The 19,177-nt window shown below is 34.2% G+C and carries 19 protein-coding genes; 3 read left to right on the top strand and 16 right to left on the bottom strand.

Annotated elements, in window-relative coordinates; translation table 11 throughout:
* Positions 1 to 8: 8 nt before the first annotated feature.
* The 4 genes from hprK to WMO18_RS04050 form a co-directional block, all read right to left on the bottom strand.
* On the bottom strand, positions 9 to 980 hold the full coding sequence (hprK, locus tag WMO18_RS04065) for an HPr(Ser) kinase/phosphatase (RefSeq protein WP_211147498.1): 972 nt from the start codon (positions 978 to 980) through the stop codon (positions 9 to 11).
* Between the two features lie 141 nt (positions 981 to 1,121).
* Positions 1,122 to 1,661 (bottom strand): Ger(x)C family spore germination protein, encoded by a 540-nt coding sequence (locus WMO18_RS04060; protein ID WP_329978563.1) that lies wholly within the window; start codon positions 1,659 to 1,661, stop codon positions 1,122 to 1,124.
* Positions 1,654 to 2,619 (bottom strand): hypothetical protein, encoded by a 966-nt coding sequence (locus WMO18_RS04055; protein ID WP_329978565.1) that lies wholly within the window; start codon positions 2,617 to 2,619, stop codon positions 1,654 to 1,656. The genes WMO18_RS04060 and WMO18_RS04055 overlap by 8 nt, the downstream gene beginning before the upstream one ends.
* The gene (locus WMO18_RS04050; protein ID WP_211147937.1) at positions 2,609 to 4,060 is read right to left on the bottom strand and encodes a spore germination protein; all 1,452 of its coding nucleotides are present in this window, start codon (positions 4,058 to 4,060) and stop codon (positions 2,609 to 2,611) included. The genes WMO18_RS04055 and WMO18_RS04050 overlap by 11 nt, the downstream gene beginning before the upstream one ends.
* Positions 4,061 to 4,197: 137 nt before the next feature.
* Here WMO18_RS04050 and WMO18_RS04045 point away from each other — a divergent pair, with 137 nt between their 5' ends.
* A complete protein-coding gene (locus WMO18_RS04045; protein WP_287922420.1) occupies positions 4,198 to 4,821 on the top strand; it encodes a DUF421 domain-containing protein in 624 nt (207 codons plus the stop codon).
* Complete coding sequence (locus WMO18_RS04040; protein ID WP_211147936.1) at positions 4,822 to 5,202, top strand: DUF4363 family protein; 381 nt, start codon at positions 4,822 to 4,824, stop codon at positions 5,200 to 5,202.
* 33 nt (positions 5,203 to 5,235) lie between these two features.
* Here WMO18_RS04040 and WMO18_RS04035 read toward each other — a convergent pair whose 3' ends face one another.
* The 11 genes from WMO18_RS04035 to spoIVA form a co-directional block, all read right to left on the bottom strand.
* Entirely contained in the window at positions 5,236 to 6,045 is an 810-nt protein-coding gene (locus WMO18_RS04035) for a metal ABC transporter permease (RefSeq protein ID WP_022506213.1), read from the bottom strand.
* Positions 6,045 to 6,791: a metal ABC transporter ATP-binding protein gene (locus WMO18_RS04030; protein WP_022506214.1), complete on the bottom strand. Its 747-nt coding sequence runs from the start codon at positions 6,789 to 6,791 to the stop codon at positions 6,045 to 6,047. Before WMO18_RS04030 ends, WMO18_RS04035 begins: the two co-directional genes overlap by 1 nt.
* Complete coding sequence (locus tag WMO18_RS04025; RefSeq protein ID WP_211147935.1) at positions 6,778 to 7,704, bottom strand: metal ABC transporter substrate-binding protein; 927 nt, start codon at positions 7,702 to 7,704, stop codon at positions 6,778 to 6,780. The genes WMO18_RS04030 and WMO18_RS04025 overlap by 14 nt, the downstream gene beginning before the upstream one ends.
* Positions 7,705 to 7,781: 77 nt before the next feature.
* Entirely contained in the window at positions 7,782 to 8,732 is a 951-nt protein-coding gene (gene secF, locus WMO18_RS04020; protein WP_211147934.1) for a protein translocase subunit SecF, read from the bottom strand.
* Entirely contained in the window at positions 8,722 to 10,128 is a 1,407-nt protein-coding gene (gene secD / locus WMO18_RS04015; RefSeq protein WP_211147933.1) for a protein translocase subunit SecD, read from the bottom strand. The genes secF and secD overlap by 11 nt, the downstream gene beginning before the upstream one ends.
* A 235-nt stretch (positions 10,129 to 10,363) precedes the next feature.
* A complete protein-coding gene (locus WMO18_RS04010) occupies positions 10,364 to 11,647 on the bottom strand; it encodes an aspartate aminotransferase type Ic (protein ID WP_211147932.1) in 1,284 nt (427 codons plus the stop codon).
* 145 nt (positions 11,648 to 11,792) lie between these two features.
* Positions 11,793 to 12,575: a CpsD/CapB family tyrosine-protein kinase gene (locus WMO18_RS04005; protein ID WP_211147931.1), complete on the bottom strand. Its 783-nt coding sequence runs from the start codon at positions 12,573 to 12,575 to the stop codon at positions 11,793 to 11,795.
* The gene (locus WMO18_RS04000; RefSeq protein ID WP_211147930.1) at positions 12,559 to 13,356 is read right to left on the bottom strand and encodes a YveK family protein; all 798 of its coding nucleotides are present in this window, start codon (positions 13,354 to 13,356) and stop codon (positions 12,559 to 12,561) included. Before WMO18_RS04000 ends, WMO18_RS04005 begins: the two co-directional genes overlap by 17 nt.
* A gap of 189 nt (positions 13,357 to 13,545) precedes the next feature.
* Positions 13,546 to 14,796 carry a sodium ion-translocating decarboxylase subunit beta gene (locus WMO18_RS03995; RefSeq protein WP_211147929.1) on the bottom strand — a complete coding sequence of 417 codons (1,251 nt, stop codon included), beginning with the start codon at positions 14,794 to 14,796 and terminating at the stop codon, positions 13,546 to 13,548.
* A gap of 20 nt (positions 14,797 to 14,816) precedes the next feature.
* Positions 14,817 to 15,239 carry an OadG family transporter subunit gene (locus WMO18_RS03990; RefSeq protein ID WP_211147928.1) on the bottom strand — a complete coding sequence of 141 codons (423 nt, stop codon included), beginning with the start codon at positions 15,237 to 15,239 and terminating at the stop codon, positions 14,817 to 14,819.
* A 144-nt stretch (positions 15,240 to 15,383) separates the two neighbouring features.
* Entirely contained in the window at positions 15,384 to 16,862 is a 1,479-nt protein-coding gene (gene spoIVA, locus WMO18_RS03985; protein WP_022506379.1) for a stage IV sporulation protein A, read from the bottom strand.
* A gap of 281 nt (positions 16,863 to 17,143) precedes the next feature.
* Here spoIVA and WMO18_RS03980 point away from each other — a divergent pair, with 281 nt between their 5' ends.
* Entirely contained in the window at positions 17,144 to 17,329 is a 186-nt protein-coding gene (locus tag WMO18_RS03980; RefSeq protein ID WP_367286380.1) for a hypothetical protein, read from the top strand.
* Between the two features lie 95 nt (positions 17,330 to 17,424).
* On the opposite strand, the gene WMO18_RS03975 is transcribed toward WMO18_RS03980, so the two are convergent.
* Positions 17,425 to 18,939: a DUF3794 domain-containing protein gene (locus WMO18_RS03975; protein ID WP_211148615.1), complete on the bottom strand. Its 1,515-nt coding sequence runs from the start codon at positions 18,937 to 18,939 to the stop codon at positions 17,425 to 17,427.
* Positions 18,940 to 19,177 lie beyond the last annotated feature (238 nt).

Here is a 19,177-nt window from a genome sequence, read left to right as displayed (position 1 = left end):
ATAATTATTTATTCTCCCAAACCTGCATCTACCTTGATATTCTGTACATGCTCTTCCTCAACACTCATACCAAGGTTCTCCAGTAGTTCCATAGCAGCATTATAACCCATCTTCTTCTGTCTGTTGTTCATAGCAGCTACTTCAATAATCATAGATAGGTTTCTACCGGGACGAACAGGAATTGTAGTTACAGGAACATCAACACCTAAAATTTCGGTGTACTCACTGTCAAGACCCATTCTGTCATAAGCTCTGTTAGGGTCCCATAGTTCCATATTAATTACCATATCAATCTTTTCACTTTGTTTGATAGCACCCATACCAAAGATTCTTCTTGCGTTAATAATACCGATACCACGAAGCTCAATAAAGTGACGAATGTTCTCAGGGGAAGTACCAACTAAAGTATTCTTCGAGGTACGGCGAATTTCAACTGCATCATCAGCAACAAGTCTGTGACCACGCTTAATAAGTTCAATGGCAGTTTCACTTTTACCAACACCACTGTCACCGGTAATTAAGCAACCTTCACCATATACTTCCACAAGAACACCATGGCGAGTAATTCTTGGAGCAAGAACATTGTTAAGATATGAAATAAGGTTTACAGAAAGTTCACTTGTTGTTTCTGATGTAACCAAAATAGGCACACCACATTCTTCGGCAGCAATCAGCAGTGGGTTTGATGGTCGCATATCACGAGTAATAATAACTGCAGGTGGACCAAGTGAAAAAATGGCATTAAGTACATGGTGCTGTTGTTCTGCACCAAAACGGTTAAGGTAACTGTATTCAGTATAACCTAAAATCATTATTCTTGTTGAGTCAAAGAAATCAAGGTAGCCGGTAAGTTCTAGTCCGGGACGATCAATATCGGCAGAAACAATGTCGATTGTACTAGCATCAACAGGCATATAAACTGTTTTTAGTGATAGTTCCTTGATAACTTTATCAAGGGAAACTTTATATTCAGTTGCCATAATAAAAATCCTTTCGATAAAATTCTATACTTATAATTATACATCATTATTATACTATATGTTTCGGCATTTTTAAATGCTGATTAAGAATTATAAACACATTAGTATTAAAAATTTATCAATAGAATTTGGGCATATTCACTAAATTGTTATTCTTTTTATGTTAACATTACCGTCACTTTCGTATAGTAAAGGAAATTTTTGCCCTAATAGATTATTCTCATAGGTGCAGATTCTGCTATCATCTTTAAATGAATTTTTTATATAAATATTCACTTCTTTAATTCTCAGTTTCCCCTGTTCTATCTTTTCAATAGTATCATTCTCAGCTAAAGCTACCTTTATATCAGGTGGCACTTGATAATACTTTTTCAGTTCTTCAATATAATGAGCAAGTTCATTTACTGTGATTTCTGCTGATATTACCACTACCTTTGAATGGGATAGAAATGGTGTTAAGTCATATTTTTTCTTAATTTCTTTTACTGCACCGTTAAAATTTCTATACGGACTTTTGTATATTGTGGGCTTTTTACCGGTATCGGTTATTAGCATTAAACTGTCATCCTTGATTACAATACCATCTGTAATAATCTTTAAATTAATTTCGTTACTTTCACACCCTGTAAATGAAAATAGAAAAACCAATAAAAATACAATTGACAATAATTTCTTATACATTTTTCTTCCCCTTTATTGTTGCAAAAATCGGTGTTAGCAAAGTAATAGTTAGATAAAGAATAAGCAAAAAATAATTATTTAAAATTATTTTTCCCACATTAGGCATAGCAATTGTTAATACCGAAACTATCATTACTGCAAAAATAAATATTAATGACATTACTTTACTGTGGTTATCCATTATATTCTTAACTGCTAAATTAAAATACAGAATTCCAAAGAAAATACAAGTTAAGGATAATACAAGGAAAAGTCCCGACAGCCCCATAGGTATCATTTTGAAAGAAATTTTCGATAGAGTATATAAAGGATAGCTATATTCAGAAATATTAAGTAGCTTTACAAAACACATTAATAGTGCTATCACCAAAGAAACTATTGCAAAAGGAAGTAAATTTGCCCTAAGTTTCTTACCTTTATAATTTTTATTAAATGTAAAAGAAACTACAAGTGGTGCAAATACAAATAATAAATTTAAACCATCAATAATTTTTAGAGTTGACTCTCTGTCACTAAAAGTTGACATATCGGTATATGGCACACAAAACATTATGAGAATCAGTGAAATTAATGAGAAAAATCCACCGATTATACTACCTCTTGAGATTGACTCTATTCCCTTTAGTGCCGGATAAATTAATGCTAGTGTAATTAAAATTGAAATATAAATTCTTGATTGGGTAGGATTGATTGAAGTTACAAAAAAGCCTGAAAAAGTATTTATCAGTCTTACTGAAATTAAAATTGAAAATACTGCTGTAACAACCTTGAAAAATGTTGGGATAGGTAAATCACTGTTTCTAAAGGCTACTAATGAGGGTATTTGCAACAAGAATGATATAATAACAGAAATTATCATAGAAAAGCAAGAAAAAGAATTTGGCAAAAGTGAAACGCCACATAAAAGTGAAAGAGAAAGTAATACAGAAAACTGCAATGCATTTATTTTACTTTTCAAACTCATCATCAACTCCTACCATATTTTGTAACTTAACTTTGTGTTTAGTAAGTCTGTGCCAATCTGATCTTATGAAATTATCGGAAATAATGCCTTTAGAAATCGGCACTATGGGTGCTAAATATGGCACACCAAAACTTTTAAGTGAACAAACAGAAATTGTCGCAATTAGTGATGCAAGGATAATTCCTATTACACCGAAAATTCCTGAAATAACAATATAAATAAATTTTACTACTGTAATTGTTCCGTAAAGTTCCGGAATTACATATGAACATATTGCTGAAAAAGCAACTATTATCAATGTTGTAGGACAAATTAAACCGGCTGACACACCGGTTTCACCGATTACCAAAGCACCTACAATACCTACTGCATGACCTAATGGTTTAGGCAGTCTTAGCCCTGCCTCTCTCATAACTTCATACATAAAAGCAACAAACATTACCTCTAGCATTAAAGGAAAAGGTGTGGTTTCTAACGAGTTAGATATATGCGTTAATAATCCTACCGGTATATACTCAGGGTGAAAGTCTGTTATAGCTATAAAAAGGCTAGGTAAATATATTGCAAATAGAAATGACAGATACTTTAAGATTCTAATAAATGATGCAAAGTAAGGTCTGTTGGAATAGTCATCAAAACTTTGGAAATTCTCAATAAACAAGTGTGGAACAAGTATTGCAGATGGTGTACCATCTACTAAAATACCGATTCTACCCTCAGTTATTTTGCCACACAATGTATCAGGTCTTTCGGTAACTCCTACTGTGGAAAGCAAAGTATTTTTATCTTCATCACCTAAGTAAGAAACTAAATATCCTGATGCTAAAACTGTATCTAGGTTAATATTATTTAGCCTTCTCTTTAGCTCTTTAAGTATTGATTTTGAAACTGCTGACTTTAGGTAGCACAAACATATTTGAGTTTTAGAAAGGTTGCCTATTGTCATTGTTTGAAACACTAAGTCAGGGTTTTTCATTCTTCTGCGAATTAGTGACATATTGATTCTTAGTGGTTCTGTAAAACCCTCTCTGCTACCTCTAAATACCATTTCCGAAGATGGTTCTGATACACTTCTAAATGAAAAGCCTTGTAAACCGATTACAAGCATCTTTTCATAACCCTCTATACCAAGTACTGCAAAGCCTGACATTGAAAAGTCTAATAGTTCATCAAAGGTATTTATCTCTATAATCTCAGGAGTTGATAACACTCTATCCCTGATAAATTCATATTTATTTACACCGGTCGGAATAGTTGCAGAAAGTAATGGGTCTGATACTGCTAAAGTTAAACCGTCTTTATTTACCATTCCCTCAATAGTGAAAATTGCTACAAATGTACCGTCATTGAGCTCCATTTTTCTAACCGTAAAATCTGCCGAGGAAGAAGTTATATCTTGCAGATAATTTATATTTTCTTTCAAACTTTTAAACATAAAATCACCATTATTATAGTTGAACAAAATTCTTAAATTATACATTTATGTATTATTTTACCCATTTGAGAAAAACTATTAATGGTGATGATATGTTAATTTCAATTATTAGAACAGTGATACTTTATATTTTTATTATGTTTTCATTGCGTGTAATGGGCAAAAGGCAACTTTCGGAAATGCAGACAAGTGAACTTGTAATTACTCTGCTAATTTCAGACATTGCAGTAATGCCTATGCAAAACACAAGCACTCCTCTAGTTTCAGGAATTGTACCTATACTTATACTTATTTCCCTTGAAATTGTATTTTCCGTTATTATGCTGAAAAGTGGGAAGTTCAGAAAAATTGTATGTGGTTCACCTGAAATGGTAATAAAGGATGGCAGAATACTGCAAAATCAACTTAGAAGGCTAAGGATGACTACTGAGGACTTATGTGTACAGTTAAGGCAACAAGGTATATTTTCTCTTGAAGATGTACAGTACTGCATTGTAGAAACTAACGGTGATGTCAGTGTACTCGAAAAGCCTGAGAAAAGAACACCATCCGCTGAGGACTTAGGTATTGAAATTCCAGATACCGGTATTGAGGCAGTTGTTATTAATGATTCTAGGTATCTTTCCAATTCACTTGAGCTTTGCAACCTTGACACTAAATGGGTGGATAAAATTCTAAAACAAAATCATATTAAACTTGAAGATGTTTTTATTATGACAGCCAACAGAAAGAAAGAATACAACATTATTAGGAGAGATTAAATGAAACGGTTATGGTGGGTTGCTGTCCTTGTTACAATAGCTTTTGCCATTTGTTTTACTGAAATTTATGCAATAAAAAATAGCAGAGATACTTTCACAAAAACTATTGAAGAAAGCAGAATTGCTATGGAAAACAAGGATTATGAAAAGGCAAAAGAACTTAGTAAAGAACTGATTAAAAAATGGGACAAGCAAGAAAAGAAACTGAACTACCTAATGGAACATTCTTTGCTTGATGAAATCAGTATGGACATTCAGCAGTTACCTGAATACACAAATGAGGATGGTAAGGAAGATTATTTATCTGCAAATGACAGAATAAAAAAGCAGTTCAATGTGCTATATACAAATGAACTGCCTTATGGTGATAATATTTTTTAACAAAAATGCCCCTAAAAACTAGGGGCAATAATTTTATCTTTTTAGAATTTTTGAAATTATCCAGAAAATAATGAACATTGCTAAGTTCACTAAAACAACCGTTGCACCGGTAGGTGTATCAAAATTAAAGGAAACAATCATACCGGTAAAGAAACAGAACAGTGAAATTACAACTGAACTGATAATTACACCCTTAAAGTTTCTAAACAATCTCATTGATGTTAATGATGGGAAAATAATAAGTGCTGAAATCAGTAGTGTACCCATTACTCTCATACCGATTACAATTGTTAAAGCAGTAAGGACTGCAATAACCATATTATAAACATTTGTAGGAGTACCTGTTGCCTTTGCAAAGTCATCATCAAATGTTACTGCAAAAATCTTGTTGTAGAAAATAAAGAAACTAACAATAATAATTACTGCTAAGATAACTGCAAGAATTGCATCTTCTTTGCTTGTTGCAAGGATTGAACCAAACAAATAACTGTTTAGGTCACTATTCATTCCTGTTACTGAACAAACTGTGATGCCTATTGCCAAAGCCGATGAACTAATAATAGCAATAGCAGAGTCGCCACTCATTTTGCTATTTGATGATGAAGAAAGTTTTAGCAATACAAATGCTGAAATAATCATCATTGGCAAAGCAAAATACATTGGTGTTAAGTTTGCAGCAGCACCGATTGCTATTGCACCAAAACCAACATGACTAAGACCGTCACCAATCATAGAGTAACGCTTTAGCACAAGAATTGCACCTAAAAGCGCAGCACAAAGAGAAACTAAAGCACCTACAATCATTGCTCTTTCAATAAAACCATAGGAGAAAAATTCAATCATTACTTTACCTCCTTATTGTGACTGTGAGTACAAACATCACAAGGACATTCAGTAAGCAAGAATTTGCTTCCAACACTGCTGTGTACATACTGATGAGCAGTACCAAAAAAGTTTGTACCCTCTGTACCGGCAGAAATATGGAGAATATGACTTGCTTGTCTAACTGCCATATTAATATCATGAGTAACCATAATTACAGTAATGCCTTTATGGTTAATATCCTTAATAAGTGAATACATATCGGCAGTAGCTATTGGGTCAAGACCTGTTACCGGTTCATCAAGTACAATAACCTTTTCTGTGGCACATAATGCTCTGGCAAGTAAAATTCTCTGTTGCTGACCACCTGAAAGCTGACTGAATGAATGTTTCTTATAGTCAAGCATATTCACCATTTGTAAATGCCTAATAGCATTTTCTTTATCCTTTTTGTTATGAAAAATATGGTACTTTCGATTTATACAACCTGAAAGCACAACCTCCATAACTGATGCCGGGAAATCCTTTTGGATATTTTTCTTTTGAGGAAGATATCCTATTTCATTTTTATCAAGACCGTTATAAGTGATTGAACCCTTTAGTGGTGGGTTTAGTCCTAATATACCTTTCATCAAGGTTGTTTTACCACTACCGTTTTCACCAACTATACAAACATAGTCACCCTCATTTATCTGAAATGACAGGTCTTTGATTACAGGTACACCCTCGTAACCCATAGTAGCATTTTCAACTTTAATTTGTGTCATTTGAGAGTGCCTCCTTTAAAGCATTGTTGTTTCTTTCCATTAAGTCAACATAGGTAACATTATTTGCAAAGTCCTCTTTTGAAACAGATTCTGCACTGTAAAATGTTCTTACCTTTGTATTTGTTTCATCAGCTAAAGTGTCTGCAACTTTATTCTCAGACATTTCTAACTTTAGGATAGTTTTGATTTTATCTTTTTCAATAGTATCAGTTAATTTTGAAAGTCTATCCAAACTAGGTTCGGTCTCAGTACTACATCCGGGGAAAGCACATTCCCAATCTAAAGAAAATTCTGTTGCAAAATATAGAAGTGGAAATCTATCCCCCACTACTATTTTTTTACTTTCTGAAGAATTTACAGTATTTTCAATTTCACTTTGTACTTTACTGATTTTCTCAATGTAATCTAAACTATTTTTATTATAAACCGTTTTATGCTTTTGGTCTAGTTTAGAAACCTCATCACTGATTTTTGAAACTAAAGTTTTTGCATTATCAAGACTTGTCCAGATATGTTCATCCTCTTCATCTTCAGCATGATGATCAGCATCCATTTCTGTAAGTGGCTTAACATAATCGGTCATTTTCATAACAACCGGTTTGTCAGTATCTCCAAGTGACTCAAGAATAGAGTCTACCCATTCATCACTTTCACCACCATTATAAATGAACAAATCTGCATTTCTGATTTTTAGAATATCAGATGGTGTTGGTTCAAAAGAATGTACATCACTTCCCGGTTTAAGTAACATATCAACATCACAAGTGCCATTTGATACACTTCTTGCAAAGTCATAATAAGGGAAGATTGTTGTTACTACAGAAATTTTACCTGTTGATCTTTCCACCTCACCACAAGAGCAAAAAGCAAAAGTCACAACGAACAGAAGAAATATTGAAATAATCTTTTTCAAAAGCAACCCACCTTTAAAATCATATAATTATAAAATAAGGGTGGCAAAAACCACCCTTATATGTAAAGCATTAATAATTATTTACTAGCCTTAGCTTTCTTCTTGTGTCTCTGCCACATAACCCATAGAGGACCTGCGATACATACAGAACTGTAACAACCTGAGATAACACCAATCATCATTGGAAGTGCGAAGCTTGTAACTGATGAGATGTTGAAAATCATTGAAACAACAAGAACTGTACCGATAGCCATAAGTGTTGTTAGCGAAGTAAAGATTGTTCTTCTAAGAACCTTAGTTGCACTGTAATCGAATACATAGCCAATGTCTTCCTTAGCACCAAAGTTACGGCGTTCTTCACGAACACGGTCATAGATAACGATTGTATCGTTAAGTGAGTAACCCAAAATCATAAGAACAACGGCAATGAAGTTTGAGTCGATAGGCATCTGGAAAATTATATACATAAAGTAAATCATAGCCACATCATGGAACAAAGCTACAAGAGCCATAACACCGGCTGACAGACCACCAATCTTACGGAATCTGATTGTAACATATAGAACCATAAGAATACTTGCGATAGCAACAGCTGTTAAACATTTTAGCAAGAACTTAGAACCCATTGAGCTTTCGATAGCTGATGCTTCAAGAACCTTAAAGTTGTTATCAGGGAAAGCCTTCTGAACTGTCTGTGTCAACTTCTTTTGTTCATTTGTTGAAATAGCCTTAGTACCGGCAAATTCAACACGGATTGTATAAGCGTCACCCTTCTTAGAGTTAGAAAGGATATCTGAGCTAATTGACATTGTAACTTCTTGCTTAGTATTTGTCTGGATAACATCCTTTAGCTTATCTGTATCAACATTGCCTACATAAGAGTACTTAATGTAAGAACCACCACGGAACTGAATATCAAGCTGAGTGCCAAATACAAAGTTACAGATGATACCAATAAGTATGATACCCAAAGAGATGCCAAAAAATACTTTACTGAATTTAGTAAAACGAACTAACTTATTCTTCATTATTTTTTGCACCTCCAAATAGCCATTTCTTTCTTACACACTTAAAGCCTACAACACTCTTTAGCATTACTCTTGAAAGTAGAACACCCATAATAAAGTTAGAGATAACACCCATTAGTAGTGTGTAACCAAATGCGTAAATTGTACCTGTTGTGGAAGCACCAAACATAAATGATAGAATGTTTGCAGTACCAAATACAAGTAGTAGGATAATAGAAACGATAACAACTGTCATATTACCATCGACGATAGCTGACAGTGAACTCTTAGTTCCCCTGTCAATTGCACCGTCAAGTGTCTTACCATTTCTAAATTCTTCCTTAATTCTTTCAGCAGTGATAATGTTAGCATCAACACCCATACCAATTGACAAGATAATACCGGCAATACCAGGTAAAGTCATTGTAAAGGAATTAAATACTGTAAAGTATCTTGAGATTGCTGCTACTGATAGACCCATCTGACCGATTAGAGCAATAACTGTAATAACACCAGGAAGTCTATATACTAGAATTACAAAGATTGCAATAATTGCAAAAGCAATAACTGCTGCAATTGCCATAGCTGTTAGAGAGTTATCACCAAGTGTTGGTGAGATACTACCATTTGACTTTGTTTCAAGAGCAAATGGAAGAGCACCGGCCTTAATCTGGTTAGCAAGTTTAGTTGCTGATTCAACAGTAAAATTACCGGAAATCTGAGCCTTACCACCTGTAATTGTTTCATTAATTGTTGGAGCTGAAAGCATTTCATCATCCATCCAAATTGAAACAACTTGGTTTACATACTTCTGTGTAACATCGGCAAACTGCTTTGCGCCTTCACTGTCAAATTCAAGGTTAACAACATAGTTACCTGAACCGTCAGTATTCTGAGCAACAGAAGTGTCCTTAACATGAGAACCGTCCATTAGGACTGTTTCAGTGTCACCTGTTGGTGTTTTGTAAACCGGCTCACCGTCTGCTCCCAAAGAAGAATCTTTGTGAGAGTTACCCGGACGGAAAGTTAGTTTTGCAGTAGAACCAATTTCTTGAATTGATTTTTCTGCATCAAAATCTTTTTCGTCTTCTTTCCATGGAAAACGAACAATAATACTGCTTGTACCACTATCAGTATATAGTTCGTAATCTGTGATACCGTTTGAAACCATACGAGTTTCAATAATTGCCTTAGCTGAATCAAGTTGTGAGTCAGTGGCCTTTTTACCGTTGGCTGGAACAAATGTTGCTTCCACGCCACCCTGAATGTCAATTCCCCATCTAATGTCGTTAACACCTTTTATAACTGTGTGCTTTACGTCACCGGTGTAATAAGATACACCAAAGATTGCTGTATAGCTAAACAGTAAAATTAGAATTGCGACAATGAAGAATGCAGGCTTTGGAATTCTTTTCATGCCTTTTCCTCCAATATTTTTTTATTCTATTCTGTTGGCAAATAAAATACTCTGCCACATTCTGATAGAACACAACAGAGTAATTATACTTTTCTTTAGTGAAAAAGTCAATGATTCATCAAATATTTAATATTTATAAAAGATAATTTTGTCATATAACACAAATATTTAAGTAATTATTGTGCAAAGAGATAAATATAATTTAAAATACTGTAACATTTGATTAATATCTTATTTACATATTTTCAAGAATTTTATTAACTGCTGCAAGTTTTGTTGCTACACAAAAAATCTCCATTGCTTTTTCCAGTTCATCAAGTGTTGGATATGATGGAGCAATTCTAATGTTGCTATCCTTAGGGTCGTTGCCATATGGATATGTTGCACCGGCACCTGTTAGAACAACTCCGGCTTCTTTACAAAGCTGTACAACCTTCTTTGCAGTACCTTCCATAACATCAACTGCTACAAAGTAACCACCGTTTGGTTCAAACCAAGTTGCAACACCTGTTGGTCCTACACTTTCCTTTAAATGCTTTAGGACAATATCAAACTTAGGCTTTAGGATACTCTTATGCTTATCCATATGAGCCTTAACACCATCAATATCCTTAAAGAATCGGATGTGTCTTAGCATATTAACCTTATCAAAGCTGATTGTCTGATATTTATATTTTTCTTTAATTACTTTCATATTGTTTTCATCAGCAGCCATAGCAGCAACACCACTACCTGGGAAAGTAATCTTAGAAGTTGAACAGAAGATAATTGGTAAATCTGTTTTACCTGTCTTCTTACATTCATCCATTAGGGAAATAAGCTTATCCGGAGTTTCTGTAACATCATGAACACAGTAAGCATCATCCCAGAAAATTCTGAAATCTTTTGCCTTTGGATTTAAATTAGCAAATCTCTTTACTGTTTCATCACTATATGTGATACCCTGAGGGTTACTGTACTTAGGAACACACCAAATACCCTTGATTGAGTCATCCTCAGCAACAAGCTTTTCAACCATATCCATATCAGGACCTTCACTAGTCATTGGAATTGTAATCATTTCAAAACCAAAGTATTCTGTGATACCAAAGTGTCTGTCATAACCCGGAGCAGGACATAAGAACTTTCTGTTCTTAACTTCTAGCCAAGGCTTTTCACCTTCTACAGGTGACTTAGTCATAAATAGAGAAATTGTATCAAACATCATATTAAGTGATGAGTTACCACCAACCATAATCATATCAGGGTCAACCTGCATCATCTTTGCAAAGATTGGCTTGATTTCTGTGATACCGTCCATCAAACCGTAGTTACGGCAGTCAAAACCTTTTTCTGTTGAACAATCACTATCTGATGTTAGAATATCAAGGATACGAGAAGAGATGTTAAGCTGTTCTGTGCTTGGTTTACCTCTTGACATATCTAGTTTTAAGTTCATTGCTTTGTAATCTTCATACTGTTTTTCCAGAGCAGACTTTTCGTTAAGAAGTTGTTCTTTTGTCATTTCTGAATAATTCATACCTATTCCCCTTCAAATATATTATATTTTACTTTATTATTCTAATACTATTTTATCAATAATGCAAGTATTATTTTTAATCTTGCAAAATCTTGCTAATAATCTACAAAAAAACACCCTACAACAATGTGCAGGGTATATATTATTAATAATATCTATAATATTCATAAGAGTTATATTTGTTGTATCTATTGTACTTTTTGTACTTATACTTGCCACTTTTGCCTTCACTAGGGTCACAACCAACCTTTAGGAAGCCCATAGGTTTTGCACCTGAGGTTTCCATAGCTTTCAAAAAGTTCTGAATATCACCATGGGTTGTTACACCTTCACGAACAACAATTAAGTAACCTGCCACTAAATCCTTTACAAGCAAAGCATCTGTAACAATACCGATAGGAGCAGTATCCATAATTACATAATCATACTTTTTCTTTAGTTCTTTGATTAATTTTGCAAAATTATCTGAACCGATAAGTTCTGATGGGTTTGGTGGTATTGTACCAACTGTAAGTACATCAAGATTAGGCAAAACCTCTCTCTGTACTACCTGGTCAAATGTTTTATCATTACACAAAACAGATGTCATACCGGCAGTATTCTCAATCTTTAGAAGATTGTGAATGTTAGGTCTTCTAAGGTCACAATCAAGTAAAACAACCTTTTTGTCCATTTTAGCAAATGAAATAGCTATATTAGATGTTGAGGTACTTTTACCCTCTCCTTTACTCCAAGAAGTTACTGCAAAACAGTTATCGTTACTTGCTGAAAGTGAAAACTGAATATTAGTTCTTGCAATCTTATAGCCTTCAATAATAGCGAATTTACCTGCGTCACCTGATTGAGCAGAATTTGCCATATAGCTTTGGCTATGACCAACAGAATAACCACTATCAGATTTTCTTCTGTTTCTACTTCTTAGTTTCATCTGTGTCATCTCCATTCTGTTCAAAGTCCATTATTTCACCAAATACAGGTATCTTGTACATTTTGTTTAGGTCATCATCATGCTTAACTGTTGTGTCAACAAGTTCAAGGATAAATGAAATAACCAGTGATAATGCAAGTCCACCAATTAGACCATAAAGAGCATAGTTCTTTACATTTGGATATGTACTGGCTGAAGGTACTGATGCATACTTAACTGCAGTTACACCACCGGCTGAGAAAATTTCATCAAATAGACCTTGTTCATTCTTAGTACCTGTGATTTTATTTACAACTGCATTACAAGTATCGGCAGCAATCTTAGGGTTTGATGAAGTCATTGTAATCCATAGGAAGTTACTTTCTTGTTCCTGAGTAATTTCCATACCACAACCGTTAAGCATATTCTGAATTTCAACATTATTCTTAAAAAGAATTGTACAATACTGAGCAAGTGTTGATGAGGCAGTAAGGTCACTGGCATAAATTTTAACATTGCCATCATCGAAGCTCTTTGCATTTGTTGTATCCTGAATATCTTCTTGCTGACTTTTGTCAGTAACACCGTTTTGGGCAGCCTCTTCGGCTGCATCTGCTGCTGCATCTGCTGCAGTATAGTTCTGAACAATTACCATTGCTTGAGCAGAATATGATGGTGTAATAAAGGAATTGGCATATAGTAAAGTAAGTATGCCACCTACCAAAGATAGCAAAACAATAAATTTAATTCGTTTGCGTATCATTTTCAAGAAAAATGATACTGTAAAATCCTTATAGAACAAGAGAAGTCCTCCCCTAAATAATTTAATAAATGTTGCACAAAAATATTTTGTTATAAATTATTTATTTTGTATCTATACCATTCTAACAAATATAACTATAAATATTATTCTTAATAGGAATAATAATATAATTTGACAAAGAAAAATGCCTCAACATAGTTGAGGCATTAATTAGGTTACATTTATTAATTAGTGAGGGATAACACTTAGCAGAACACCGGCTGCAACAGCAGAACCGATAACACCTGCTACATTTGGTCCCATAGCGTGCATTAATAGATAGTTTGTTGGGTTTTCTTGCTGACCAACCTTCTGTGATACACGAGCAGCCATTGGAACGGCAGAAACACCGGCAGAACCGATTAGTGGGTTAACCTTACCCTTTGTAGCTACGCACATTAACTTACCAAATAGAACACCACCTGCTGTACCTAGACAGAATGCGATTAGACCTAGAAGAATAATCTTTAGTGTGTTTAACTGTAAGAAAACTGTACCTGTTGCAGTAGCACCAACTGTTACACCTAGGAAGATAGTAACAATATTCATTAGCTCGTTCTGAGCTGTCTTTGCAATTCTGTCAACAACACCGGATTCTTTCATTAAGTTACCAAGCATTAGCATACCAACTAGTGGAGCAGCATCAGGTAGTAGAAGTGCTACTAGAACAATAACAACGATTGGGAAGATAATCTTCTCTAGCTTTGAAACAGGTCTTAACTGAGACATCTTGATTGCTCTTTCCTTCTTTGTTGTTAGAGCCTTCATAATAGGTGGCTGAATAATAGGAACCAGTGCCATATAAGAGTAAGCAGCAACTGCGATAGGACCTAATAGATCTGGAGCAAGTTTACTTGTTACGAAAATAGCAGTAGGACCGTCGGCACCACCGATAATACCGATTGAACCTGCCTGAGCCTGTGTAAAGCCTAGGAAGATAGCACCGAAGAATGTGAAGAAGATACCTAGCTGAGCAGCAGCGCCAAGGATGAATGACTTAGGGTTAGCAATTAGAGGACCAAAGTCAGTCATAGCACCGATACCTAGGAAGATTAGTGGTGGGTAAATACCCATCTTAACACCCTGATATAGGTAATAAAGTAGACCACCGTAAGTAGGCACATTATAATAAACTTCACCATTCATTACAGTAGTTGCATACTGTACCGATTGAGATGCCACATCATGGGTTTTTATATACTCCGATTGAAGCACAAACTCTGTTGAAGGAGCACCCATAATTGATGGATATAAGTTTACAAGTAGCATACCAAATGCTAAAGGTAAAAGGATTAGTGGTTCGTATTCTTTTGCGATAGCCAGATAAAGAAGTACGAAAGAAACTGCGACCATAACGTAGTTCTGCCAACCTAGTGATACAAAGCCGGAAGACTCAACAAGGCCAACGATACCTTCTAGAAAACCGTGAATAATTCCCATAGTTTAAACTTCCTTTCCGACTAAAATGGTCTAGTGTTATCAATAACACCAACCTGACCCCAAGCAGGTCTGCCACTTGATGGTGACTTCTTGATGCTCTTAATCTTTGCGTTACCAACGCCGTATGTACTATCTACGGCTGCTGCAATAACTGCAACGATTTCATCGGTTAGGCCGTTGCTAGGAGCAACTTTCTGAACCGGAGCAGATGCTGGAGCTGATTTTTCTGTTGCCTTAGCAGCTTTTTCGGCTTCTGCTTTGGCTTTCTTTTCTTTTGATTTGTTTTGAGCAGATGAAACAATCTTACCATAGATAGCAATGATAAAGATTAGAAGAATCAATACTGCGAAAACAACTACGAAACCAGTAAGAATAACTGTGAAAGAAATATTGAATTTCTCACTGACACTCATACCGGCTGCCATGATAGTTTTCAAATCCATGAAAATCCCCCATATTTACATTTTTATACACTAGTTATTATACAATGTGTTAATGATTTTATCAATAAAATATAGGGGATTTTATTTTTTTGTGATATTTTTCACAAATATGTTTTGTGGTTTGAATAAAATTTGTACTTTTTATTAGAGTATAATACAAATCAATCCGTTACAACCGTCATTAATAATTCTTTGTATTGTTTCCCCTATTTTTTTGCGGGCATCTTCCGGCATTCTATACAGTTTATTGTGCAAACCTTCGTTTACAAGTTCATGAACTGACTTTCCGAAAATGTTACTTTCCCATATTTTTGCAGGGTTTTCTTCAAACTCTTTTAACAGATAAGAAACAAGCTCTTGGCTTTGTTGTTCACTGCCGACAATTGGTGTAACCTCTGCCTCTGTATGTATTTTCATCATATGAATTGATGGTGCTGAGGCTTTAAGTCTTATTCCATACTTACCGCTTTGTTTGATAATCTGAGGTTCATCAAGGGAAAGTTCTTCTAAAGTCGGCATTACTATACCATAACCCTTTTCTTCCACATCTTTATAAGCTGCTGCAATTTTATCAAATTCCTTTTGTTTAGCAGAAAGCATACTGATACTTTCCATTAATGCTTCTTCATCAACAATCTCTGTTCCTGTTTTCTCTGACATTACTTTATAGAAACAGTTGTTATTAACTACAATCTTAATATCGGCAATGCCTTTACCTAAGTCAAGTTCTTTGATTTCACTTGAATCTACAAATTCATCTTTGCCAATACCCTGACAAGTTTCTTGAACTTGACGAAGTTTCTCCATTGACATTGCATTTTCTTTTATAGTTGTGAAAATCTGTTTTTTTAGCCAATGTTCTTTATCTAGGTTTACAACCCACTTTGGCATATCAATATTAATTTCCTTAATAGGAAATTCAAATAGCACTTGTGCTAACACTCTCTTAATTTCATTTTCTTCCATTGTAAGGCAATTCACCGGAATAACAGGCACTTGGTACTTTCCGGAAAGTTGTTCTGAAAGTGAAATAACTGCCGGAGAAGATGGTTCAATTGAATTAAGTAGCACAACAAATGGCTTGTTGATAGCCTTTAATTCTTTTACTACTCTCTCCTCTGCCTCTTGGTAAGACTCTCTTGTAATATCACTGATTGAACCGTCGGTTGTTATTACAAGACCGATTGTACTATGGTCATTGATAACCTTTTTTGTGCCGATTTCTGCTGCTTTATCAAAGGGCATTTCTTCCTTTGACCATGGAGTTTTTACCATTCTAGGCATATCATCCTCCATATAGCCCATTGAGTCCTTTACAACATAACCAACACAATCAATCATTCTCACCTTTAAATGGGCCTTATCCGGTAAAGAAATTTCCATTGCTTCCTCAGGAATAAACTTAGGTTCAGTAGTCATTATTGTACGACCACCGGATGACTGAGGTAATTCATCATTTGTGCGAATCTTTAGGGAGTCATCCTTTATATTAGGAATAACAATAGTATCCATAAACTTTTTGATAAATGTACTTTTTCCTGTTCGCACAGGTCCAACTACTCCAATATAAATATCTCCATTTGTTCTTTGTGAAATGTCACGATATATGCTTCTCTCTGTCATTTTCATTCCTCCATATGTTTTTAATAAAATATATGATGGACTTGCACAAATTATAACCGTTGACTTAAAACTTACTTTAACAAGTGAAAAATCTAACATATATATTGACAAATGCATTATAATAGTTTAATAATAAAATATAAAAGTTGATTAGGAGAATGTTATGAGTTATTACAATATAGGGATTATTGATAATTTTGATAAGGAATTTGATGATTCATATTCTGACTTAGATTTAGAATATGAGGACATAATCAAATAACACAATTGTATTTCAATTAATGAAGTTTTTTGATAAAGTAATAAATAAAGTAGAAAACATTGATACTTATTTTCAAAGTTACGGAAATAGAGGCAATTACATTGACCCTTGTGGTGTAACATTAATTCCACCTGAGTCTTTATTACAATTGATTGATGTTATTAACTCTTTAGGAAACAACAGTGATACAAAATCACTAATATAATTAATTAACAAGGCACATAAAGAAAACAAATTTATCACTTGTTTTGGCATATAAAATTAACCCTATTTCTTAATTGAAATAGGGTTTTGCTTTTGTTATCTTCTAATTATAAGCATTTCTTTTTCCGGTAAAGTTTCTTCTTCAAGTTCGTTGTCCTCTTTAATAAATGCACAGTCTGTTGAATATCTCTTGCCTATATCCCACACAGTTTCACCTTTTTCGGCAAAATAGAGAGTTAATGCTGAGGAATTTTTCTCAATTTTCTTATCCTCATAAACAATAACATCTTCTACAAAGTTATTATTCTCAACTGTTGTAACAAATGCCGATACTGAAAATTCCACACGAATTTCTAAAGTTCTGTCATCCTTAATTCTATAACTAACCGATGCAACAGAAACACTGCAACTTTTTACCGGTGAAAACTGTTCATCTGTTGTTTCGGAAAAATCCATTGTACGCTCTATGTAGAATGGTGTTCCCTCTTTATCACAAGCAACAATACAGATTGAGCCTTTACCCACAAATGTAATAAAGCCTTTTTCATCAGATACATTTACTGAGGCAGTTTCGTTATACACATCAATAACCTTGGTAAAGTCTTGGTCATTGGAAGAAATATCCATTTTTTTAATGAAGTTTCTTTTTATTTCTCTGACAGAATTAACAAGTGTAACAGGCTTATTCTTCAAATCGCAAAAGTAATCACGAGAATATGCATCAACTAAAAATGACTGTTCTCTCTCTTTATAACAAACAGCAGTCATATTTACCCTTGCATCAAGGAGAATTGTCTTTTCTTCATTTTCCTTTGTAATCTTTACATCATATGAAAGCAGTTTACAATTCACATTATTTACTGTATCTTCCCCTGCACCGACACAAGAAACAATCTGATTGAAGGGAATCATATAATCAATACATTCGGTTTTGCCACTGTCTAAATCAGACAAATAAAGAAGTCTTAAGTTGACTTCACCTTTAAGCACAATCTTATCATCCATAGACTTATGGTCGGTAACATTGATTTTCACAATTGACTTTATCACTTGTTCAATTGGTGGCTTATTGTCAACACTGATTGTTTCGTTAATATTGAAAGTTTCTTCTGTTACGGAAGTTACATCCATATACTTCTTAGTACAACATTTCTTTTGGAAATTTGAAAAGCTTTCGGAAGAAGGAATCATTGTAGTTGTTTTGCCTACAATATCCACCTTAATGCTCAATGCACCTTTGATAACCAATCTGCGTGGTGACAATGCTCTGCAATTCACATATTCAGTTGTGGCAACTGTATCCAGAAAATGATTTTCCGGATAATCCTTGATATTAATTGCACGATTGAAAGGAACTGTCTGTTGGCTTGTACGCAAAGTTTTTCGTACACTGTCAACATACATAACCTTGATAACAGATGCACCCTCTATCTCCAGTACACCACCTGAAATATTACGAGAAAAAATTTGTGGTGTTAAAGTGCATTTAAGTATTTTCTCTATATCAGGACAATAATCAGGTAAAGTAAGATCCACATCAACCGGTTCTTCTATTGCCTGAGTTACCATAGTATCTCTACCACATAATTTTATATTATTTTCAAGTTCCATAGTTTTCTCTCCTTTTTGCTTATATATTAATTGTATTAAGGTGAGAATTATTTTAGAACTTTTTTACTTTATTTTGTGGTGTAAATAAATTTGATTAAAGTAAATTATAAATTTGCAATACAAATTAGGGGTTGTCTTTTTAATTTTGATTGTGGTTAAAGGCAAATTTGTAGTGAGAATATATACCATAAAATCATATGAAACTATGACTCACAGGTGTAGGGGACATCAATGATGT

The sequence above is a fragment of the Ruminococcoides intestinihominis genome, from assembly GCF_040096285.1.
GTDB classification, from domain to species: domain Bacteria; phylum Bacillota; class Clostridia; order Oscillospirales; family Acutalibacteraceae; genus Ruminococcoides; species Ruminococcoides intestinihominis.
This window is presented reverse-complemented; position numbering and strand designations above follow the sequence as displayed.

What these genes read in the sequence shown, in the direction of transcription:
- hprK (WP_211147498.1), bottom strand. Translation starts at nt 980, where the DNA reads ATGGCAACTGAATATAAAGTTTCCCTTGATAAAGTTATCAAGGAACTA.
- WMO18_RS04060 (WP_329978563.1), bottom strand. Translation starts at nt 1,661, where the DNA reads ATGTATAAGAAATTATTGTCAATTGTATTTTTATTGGTTTTTCTATTT.
- WMO18_RS04050 (WP_211147937.1), bottom strand. Translation starts at nt 4,060, where the DNA reads ATGTTTAAAAGTTTGAAAGAAAATATAAATTATCTGCAAGATATAACT.
- WMO18_RS04045 (WP_287922420.1), top strand. Translation starts at nt 4,198, where the DNA reads ATGTTTTCATTGCGTGTAATGGGCAAAAGGCAACTTTCGGAAATGCAG.
- WMO18_RS04040 (WP_211147936.1), top strand. Translation starts at nt 4,822, where the DNA reads ATGAAACGGTTATGGTGGGTTGCTGTCCTTGTTACAATAGCTTTTGCC.
- WMO18_RS04035 (WP_022506213.1), bottom strand. Translation starts at nt 6,045, where the DNA reads ATGATTGAATTTTTCTCCTATGGTTTTATTGAAAGAGCAATGATTGTA.
- WMO18_RS04030 (WP_022506214.1), bottom strand. Translation starts at nt 6,791, where the DNA reads ATGACACAAATTAAAGTTGAAAATGCTACTATGGGTTACGAGGGTGTA.
- secF (WP_211147934.1), bottom strand. Translation starts at nt 8,732, where the DNA reads ATGAAGAATAAGTTAGTTCGTTTTACTAAATTCAGTAAAGTATTTTTT.
- secD (WP_211147933.1), bottom strand. Translation starts at nt 10,128, where the DNA reads ATGAAAAGAATTCCAAAGCCTGCATTCTTCATTGTCGCAATTCTAATT.
- WMO18_RS04010 (WP_211147932.1), bottom strand. Translation starts at nt 11,647, where the DNA reads ATGAATTATTCAGAAATGACAAAAGAACAACTTCTTAACGAAAAGTCT.
- WMO18_RS04005 (WP_211147931.1), bottom strand. Translation starts at nt 12,575, where the DNA reads ATGAAACTAAGAAGTAGAAACAGAAGAAAATCTGATAGTGGTTATTCT.
- WMO18_RS03995 (WP_211147929.1), bottom strand. Translation starts at nt 14,796, where the DNA reads ATGGGAATTATTCACGGTTTTCTAGAAGGTATCGTTGGCCTTGTTGAG.
- WMO18_RS03990 (WP_211147928.1), bottom strand. Translation starts at nt 15,239, where the DNA reads ATGGATTTGAAAACTATCATGGCAGCCGGTATGAGTGTCAGTGAGAAA.
- spoIVA (WP_022506379.1), bottom strand. Translation starts at nt 16,862, where the DNA reads ATGACAGAGAGAAGCATATATCGTGACATTTCACAAAGAACAAATGGA.
- WMO18_RS03980 (WP_367286380.1), top strand. Translation starts at nt 17,144, where the DNA reads ATGAAGTTTTTTGATAAAGTAATAAATAAAGTAGAAAACATTGATACT.
- WMO18_RS03975 (WP_211148615.1), bottom strand. Translation starts at nt 18,939, where the DNA reads ATGGAACTTGAAAATAATATAAAATTATGTGGTAGAGATACTATGGTA.